General features: G+C 72.9%; 7 protein-coding genes. 2 read left to right on the top strand and 5 right to left on the bottom strand.

The genetic code is table 11. The annotated features are described in order from the left end of the window. From H5J29_RS36235 to rpsA, 4 genes are all read right to left on the bottom strand, one after another. Positions 1 to 345 (bottom strand): sigma factor (locus H5J29_RS36235; protein WP_312858267.1); only part of this gene is annotated, 345 nt, incomplete at its 3' end. A 123-nt stretch (positions 346 to 468) separates the two neighbouring features. After that, the gene (coaE, locus tag H5J29_RS16535; RefSeq protein WP_312858266.1) at positions 469 to 1,674 is read right to left on the bottom strand and encodes a dephospho-CoA kinase; all 1,206 of its coding nucleotides are present in this window, start codon (positions 1,672 to 1,674) and stop codon (positions 469 to 471) included. A 10-nt stretch (positions 1,675 to 1,684) separates the two neighbouring features. Next, a complete protein-coding gene (locus H5J29_RS16530; protein ID WP_181781854.1) occupies positions 1,685 to 2,374 on the bottom strand; it encodes a hypothetical protein in 690 nt (229 codons plus the stop codon). Positions 2,375 to 2,541: 167 nt separating this feature from the next. Next, positions 2,542 to 4,023, bottom strand: a complete 1,482-nt coding sequence (gene rpsA, locus H5J29_RS16525) for a 30S ribosomal protein S1 (protein ID WP_181781853.1) — start codon at positions 4,021 to 4,023, stop codon at positions 2,542 to 2,544. 274 nt (positions 4,024 to 4,297) lie between these two features. Here rpsA and H5J29_RS16520 point away from each other — a divergent pair, with 274 nt between their 5' ends. Further along, a complete protein-coding gene (locus tag H5J29_RS16520) occupies positions 4,298 to 5,116 on the top strand; it encodes a class I SAM-dependent methyltransferase (protein WP_181781852.1) in 819 nt (272 codons plus the stop codon). Between the two features lie 83 nt (positions 5,117 to 5,199). Here H5J29_RS16520 and H5J29_RS16515 read toward each other — a convergent pair whose 3' ends face one another. Then, positions 5,200 to 5,922 carry a carbonic anhydrase gene (locus H5J29_RS16515; RefSeq protein WP_181781851.1) on the bottom strand — a complete coding sequence of 241 codons (723 nt, stop codon included), beginning with the start codon at positions 5,920 to 5,922 and terminating at the stop codon, positions 5,200 to 5,202. A 116-nt stretch (positions 5,923 to 6,038) separates the two neighbouring features. Between H5J29_RS16515 and H5J29_RS16510 the strand changes: the two genes are divergently transcribed. Then, positions 6,039 to 6,649: DNA glycosylase AlkZ-like family protein (locus H5J29_RS16510; protein ID WP_181781850.1), on the top strand; the 611-nt coding region annotated here is incomplete at its 3' end.

Raw genomic sequence — 6,649 nt, 5'->3', positions numbered from 1 at the left:
CCACGGGTTGCGGGAGGCCCGCACGGCGACCCGGCGGACCCAGCCCTCCGCGTCCCCCTGCCGGACCTCCGACCAGCGCTTCCAGGCCCGCGAGTAGGCGTCCTGGACGAGGTCGTGGGCGGCGCCGGAGTCCAGCGTGATCGCGAAGAGCTGCCCGACGAGCCGGGGGTAGTGCGCCTCGAAGTGGGCGCCGAAGTCCGCGCGCAGGCTGCCCTGCGGCGCCTCGACGACGTCCCGCTCGACGACGGAGTCGTCCGCGGCCACCTCGGTGGCCGGGGCCTCGGGCTCGGGGGCCACCACGGTCGTCTCGTCCTCGACGGACTCCTGCTCGACCTGTGCGCTCACCCCGACGTCCCTCCCACCGACCCCGAGCAGGGATCACCCGTTGTGACGGTCCTGTCCACCTATCGCCCGGCGCCCGCCACCCGTTACAGCGACACCCACGCCGGCACACGCCCGTTCAGCCTATTACTCCGGCGTCCATCCGGTGGACTCGGCCCAGGCTTCGGCCCTCGGATGGGCGGCGTCGAACCAGGGCTCCTTGAGCGCGACGTACCGGTCGGCGTCGGGGTCTCCCGCGAACTCCGCGGAGGCGGTCCGCTTGAGCCGCAGGTACTCCGCCCGTGCCGCCGCGTCCGCCCGCAGCCAGTCCCGGACCAGCAGGGCGTAGCGCCAGCCGGGCGAGCCGTGCACGCGCACGTGCACCTGCACCCGCTGCACCGGGTCGGCGCCCGCGAGGAACCGCTTGCGCCAGTGCGCCGGATCGGGGTCGGCGGCCTTCGGGTGGTCGTGGTCGATCTCGGGGACCAGCACGAACCCGGCGGCCAGCAGCGGCTCGACGAGGCCGTCGACCGCATCGAGGGACCCCACGGCCAGCTGGACGTCCGTGACGTCCTTGGCGGGCAGGCCCGGCACCGCGGTGGACCCGATGTGGGCGACGCCGAGGCTCGCCTCCCCCGCCGCCCGCGCGACCCGGGCCACGATCCGCTCGCACCGCGCCGCCCACCCGGGATCGGGCTCCGCGAGCACCGGTGCCCCGCCGCGCACCGCGCGCCGCAGCCGGACGTTCTCCTCCAGCGGTACGAGCCGCTCGGCCCAGAGCCGGTCCACCTGCGCGAGCAGCTCCTCCGGGGCACCGTCGTTGTGCAGCACCGCATCCGCCGCGGCGCGGCGCTGGGCGTCGGTGGCCTGCTTGCGGATCCGCGCCCGCGCGTCGGCCTCCGGGAGCCCGCGGGACTCCACGAGCCGCCGCACCCGGGTCTCCTCCTCGGTGTCCACGACCGCGACCAGCGCGAACCGGGACTGGGTGCCCTGCTCGACCATCAGCGCGGCGTCGTACACGATCACGGACTCGGGTCCGGCCTGCGCGACCAGCTCGGCCGTGCGGCTGGCGATCAGCGGATGGGTGATCCCGTTGAGGACGGCCAGCCGGGCGTCGTCCGCGAAGACGATCGAGGCGACCTTGGCCCGGTCCATCTCGCCGTCCGGCCCGATCACCTCGGGGCCGAAGGCCTCGGCGACCCGTTCGAGCCCCACACTGCCCTTCGCGACGACCTCGCGGGCGATCGCGTCGGCGTCGACCAGGGTGGCCCCGAGCTCGACCAGCCGCCGCGACGCCGTGGACTTGCCCGCGCCTATCCCGCCCGTCAGCCCGATCTGCAGCACATCGGACACCCTAGAGCGATCACCCCGCTGCGATCGGCGCGACCCCGGTCGGTGTGGGCGACGCCGCAGGGGCGGCGGGCGGGTCCGGCGGCGCGGGCTGGGTGGCCGCGTCCTTGGGCAGCACCCGCAACGCCAGGTCCACCAGCCGGTCCACGGGCGCTCCCGGGGCGCGCGCGGAGGCGGGGAGCACGAAGGTCAGGGTGTCCACTCCGTACACGACGGCGAGCATCGTCTCCGTCTTGCGCTCGACGGCCACCGCCGAGGCGGTGCCGATCGCGAGATCGCGGGACACCCCGTCCGAACGCTCGGCGTTGGTGTTCAGCTGCCACTGCCGCCGGGCCGCCGCGGCGTCGGTGTAGCGGCCGAGGTTGATGTCCAGCAACGTGTTCCCGCCGCCGGGACCGCTGGCGCTGTACCGGCAGCCGACCCGCTCGGTGCGGGCGACGGTCGGCTCGGGCACGCCGCGGATCGTCCGCAGCGCCGTGGAGCCGAGCGGGCGGGCGAACAGGGCCCCGAGATCGTCGGGGCTCAGGAAGCTCGTGCAGTCCTTCGGCAGGGCGATCTCGATCGTCGCGGCCGTGGTGCTCCCGCTCGCCGCCTCCGTGAAGGTCGGGACGGGGGTGTCCCCGGCCCCCGGGCCGGTCGAACACGCGGTGAGCAGGCCGATCCCGAGTGCGAGCACCGTCGCCACCCACCGCCCCCGCCGCATGTGATCCACGGTAGGCCGCGACGCATGATCGATACACGCGGCGCGCCCGGTCCCTCACGGAACGCAGCCCGATCGTGATCCGGGCGACACCCGATGGAGCAACCACACACGCCGAACGGCCCTGGTCCCAAGGGGACCAGGGCCGTTCGGATCAGGCGATCAGACGATCACGCGCCGCCGGAGAGCTTCTCCCGCAGGGCCGCGAGCTGCTCGTCGCTGGCCAGCGACCCGCCGCTCTGGGCCTCGCCACCGCCGGCCGGAGCGCCGCCGGACGAGTAGTTCGCCGCGGCAGCCTCGGTGCCCGCCTCCGCCTCGGCCTCGGCGGCCTTGCGGATCTGGGTCATGTGCTGCTCGTAGCGCTCGTGCGCCTCGGCGTACTCCTTCTCCCAGTTGCCACGAGCCTCCTCGTAGCCTTCCTTCCAGTCGCCGGTCTCGACGTCGAAGCCCTCGGGGTAGATGTAGTTCCCCTGGTCGTCGTACTCCGCCGCCATGCCGTAGCGAGTGGGGTCGAACTCGGTGTCGACCGTCATGCCCTCGTTGGCCTGCTTGAGCGACAGCGAGATCCGACGGCGGTCCAGGTCGATGTCGATGACCTTGACCATGCAGTCGTCGCCCACCTGGACGACCTGCTCCGGGATCTCCACGTGGCGCTCGGCCAGCTCGGAGATGTGCACCAGGCCCTCGATGCCCTCCTCGACGCGCACGAACGCGCCGAACGGGACGAGCTTGGTGACCTTGCCCGGGACGATCTGGCCGATCGCGTGGGTCCGGGCGTAGAGGCGCCACGGGTCCTCCTGCGTCGCCTTCAGCGACAGGGAGACACGCTCGCGGTCCAGGTCGACGTCGAGCACCTCGACCGTGACCTCCTGGCCGACCTCGACGACCTCGGAGGGGTGGTCGATGTGCTTCCAGGAGAGCTCGGAGACGTGGACGAGACCGTCCACCCCGCCCAGGTCGACGAACGCACCGAAGTTGACCACCGAGGAGACGACGCCCTTGCGCACCTGGCCGCGGGCCAGCTGGTTGAGGAACTCGCTGCGCACCTCGGACTGGGTCTGCTCCAGCCACGCGCGGCGGGACAGGACCACGTTGTTGCGGTTCTTGTCCAGCTCGATGATCTTGGCCTCGATCTTGCGGCCGACGTACGGCTGCAGATCGCGGACGCGGCGCATCTCGACCAGCGAGGCCGGCAGGAAGCCGCGGAGCCCGATGTCCAGGATCAGGCCGCCCTTGACGACCTCGATGACGGTGCCCTCGACCGGCTCGTCGGCCTCCTTGAGGGCCTCGATCGTGCCCCAGGCGCGCTCGTACTGCGCGCGCTTCTTGGACAGGATCAGGCGGCCTTCCTTGTCCTCCTTCTGGAGGACGAGGGCCTCGACGAACTCGCCGACCGCGACGACCTCGGCAGGGTCGACGTCGTGCTTGATCGACAGCTCCCGAGAGGGGATGACACCCTCGGTCTTGTAGCCGATGTCGAGCAGGACCTCGTCGCGGTCGACCTTGACGATGGTGCCTTCGACGATGTCGCCATCGTTGAAGTACTTGATCGTCTTATCGATGGCGGCGAGGAAGTCCTCCTCCGACCCGATGTCGTTGACGGCGACCTGCGGGGTCGTGTGGGTCGGGGCGGCGGTGGTGTCGGTGGACATGTAGTGGGGTGCTCCGGAGGATGATTTCGGTTGTGGTCGCATCGGGCGACCTGTCGTGGGATGTAGCCGTGACTGGTCCGTGTAACAGTCACCTTCGTTCGTCGGTTCCCGGGGAAAGTTCCCGCGGCGACGCCCGGCTGACCAGGCTCCGCACGCGTTGACCTCGGGTAGGCCCCAAATGCTACGCGGCACCCGATCAGTGGGGCAATGCGGGTCCCCCGGTCCGAACTGGGACGATTCAGCGCGTGAGCTGCGGGTCGTGGGTGTATCGATCATGAGTGCGGAGGAGGTCCTCGGGACCGCCGGGGTCGCTCGGCGCGAGGTGGGCGCAGCGGAGTCCGAGCGGGCCAGCAGGGCCTGGTGGGACGCCGACGCCGCGGACTACCTCGCCGAACACGGCCGCGACATCGGGGACGCCGAGTTCGTGTGGTGCCCCGAGGGCCTGCACGAGGCGGACGCGGGCCTGCTCGGGGACGTTCGCGGCAGGCGGGTGCTGGAGGTCGGCTGCGGCTCGGCGCCCTGTTCCCGCTGGTTGCGACGACAGGGCGCCGAGCCCGTCGCCCTCGACCTCTCGGCGGGCATGCTGACCGCGGCCGCGGCGCTGAACGTCTCGACGGGGATCGACGTCCCGCTCGTCCAGGCCGGTGCCGAGCACCTGCCCTTCGCCGACGGCTCCTTCGACCTCGCCTGCTCCGCGTTCGGCGCGGTCCCGTTCGTCGCCGAGCCGGTGCGGGTGATGCGCGAGGTCCACCGCGTCCTGCGCCCCGGCGGGCGCTGGGTGTTCGCGGTCAACCACCCCATGCGCTGGATGTTCTCCGACGACCCTGGCCCCGACGGGCTGACCGTCACCCAGTCGTACTTCGACCGGACCCCGTACCTGGAGGTCGACGCGGCGGGCCGCGCCACGTACGTCGAGCACCACCGGACGATCGGCGACCGGGTCCGGGACGTCGTGGCCGCGGGCCTGGTGCTCGACGACCTGGTCGAGCCGGAGTGGCCGGAGGGCCGCGAGCGGGTGTGGGGCCAGTGGTCCCCGCTGCGCGGCGCCCTGTTCCCCGGCACGGCCGTCTTCGTCACCCACCGGCCGAGATGAACCTCGGTGCTGTTCGATCATGGTCCCCACGACACTGACGTTCATCTCGACCGGTCGGGGTGGGGCACAGGGCAGCGGGGTCGTCAGAGCAGGGTGACGGCGCCGGAGTCGAGGTCGTAGCGGGCCCCGACGATCGTCAGGTCACCGTGCGAGACCGCCTCGGCCAGGTCCTCGTCGTGTCGCAGGGTGTCGACGACGGCCCGCACGTTCGCGTCGACCGCCGCGGCGATCCGGGTGGCGCGGTCGGGCCCCTGCGGGGGCACGGACGGCGCGATGGCCTCCACCAGGTAGGCCAGGTGACCCGGCGCCTCCTCCCCCGCGTCGACGGCGTCGAGTGCGGCACCCACTGCGCCGCAGGAGGAATGGCCCAACACCAGGACCAGCGGGATACCCAGCTCGCCCGCCCCGAACGCGACGCTGCCGAGGACCGCCTCGTCGAGCACCTCGCCTGCGGTGCGCACGGTGAACAGGTCCCCGAGGCCCTGGTCGAACACCAGCTCCGGCGGCACCCGCGAGTCGACGCAGGACAGGATCGTGGCGAACGGGTGCTGTGAGGCGACGAGCGCACGGCGGATCTCCGCGCCCTCGTGGGGGTGCTCCGGGTGGATCTCCTGCCAGCGCCGGTTGCCCGCGACGAGCAGGTCCAGGGCCTCCGCCGCGGTCGGCACTCCGGTGGCAGGCTGCGTCACAGCCGGGGCCACGGGGGTGGTCGCCGACGCCACCCCCGCGCCCGCGGAGAGGGCCAGCCCACCCAGCCCCAGCCCCGCGAGCCCCTGCAACGCCGCCCGCCGTCCCATCGCCTGCATCCGTCCGCCTCCCGAAGACCGTTTCACCGCAAGACCGTTTCGGTGCGAAACTACGCTCTCGCCGGGTTCGTCCGGGCGCCTCGGCGATGTGGATCACAGCCGGGCACAATCCCCGCATGGACGTCACATGGCGACAGGTGACCCGGTGGCGCGCAGCGGCCCAGCTGCTCACCGCGCCCGAGCGCGACCCCGTCGGGGTCGCCCGGCGGCTCGGCGGGATCCACGCCCAGGTGGCGTCGAGCAGCGTGGGCATCGCGGCGGTCCGCGGGGCCGACGGGGTCGACGCCGCCCTGGCCGACCGCACGCTGGTCCGGACCTGGGCCATGCGCGGGACCCTGCACCTGCTGCCCGCCGACGAGCTGGGCCTCTGGTGCGCCGCGCTCACCGACCGCGAGTCCCGTCGCCGCTTCCCGCCCTCCTGGGAACGCGCCCACGGCGTCGACGGCGACACGCTCCACGCGATCACGGCCGCCATCGGCCGCGTGCTGGGCCCCGAGCCCTTGACCCGCACCGAGCTCGTCGCGCGGGTGGTCGAGGACCTGGGCCGCCCCGAGATCGCCGAGCCGATGGCCACGAGCTGGGGCGCCTTGCTCAAACCCGCTGCGGCACAGGGTTTCCTGTGCTCGGGACCCGAGGGCACCTTCGTCTCCCCCGGCCCGCTGGAGCAGCCGGACACCGCGGTCGCGAACCAGGAGGTCCTCCTCCGCTTCCTGCGCGCCAACGGCCC

The organism is Pseudonocardia pini (assembly GCF_013870575.1).
Lineage (GTDB): Bacteria > Actinomycetota > Actinomycetes > Mycobacteriales > Pseudonocardiaceae > Pseudonocardia > Pseudonocardia pini.
This window is presented reverse-complemented; position numbering and strand designations above follow the sequence as displayed.

Bases quoted from the DNA above. Each gene is read 5' to 3' on its own strand.
- H5J29_RS16530 (WP_181781854.1), bottom strand. From the start codon at position 2,374: ATGCGGCGGGGGCGGTGGGTGGCGACGGTGCTCGCACTCGGGATCGGC.
- rpsA (WP_181781853.1), bottom strand. From the start codon at position 4,023: ATGTCCACCGACACCACCGCCGCCCCGACCCACACGACCCCGCAGGTC.
- H5J29_RS16520 (WP_181781852.1), top strand. From the start codon at position 4,298: ATGAGTGCGGAGGAGGTCCTCGGGACCGCCGGGGTCGCTCGGCGCGAG.
- H5J29_RS16515 (WP_181781851.1), bottom strand. From the start codon at position 5,922: ATGCAGGCGATGGGACGGCGGGCGGCGTTGCAGGGGCTCGCGGGGCTG.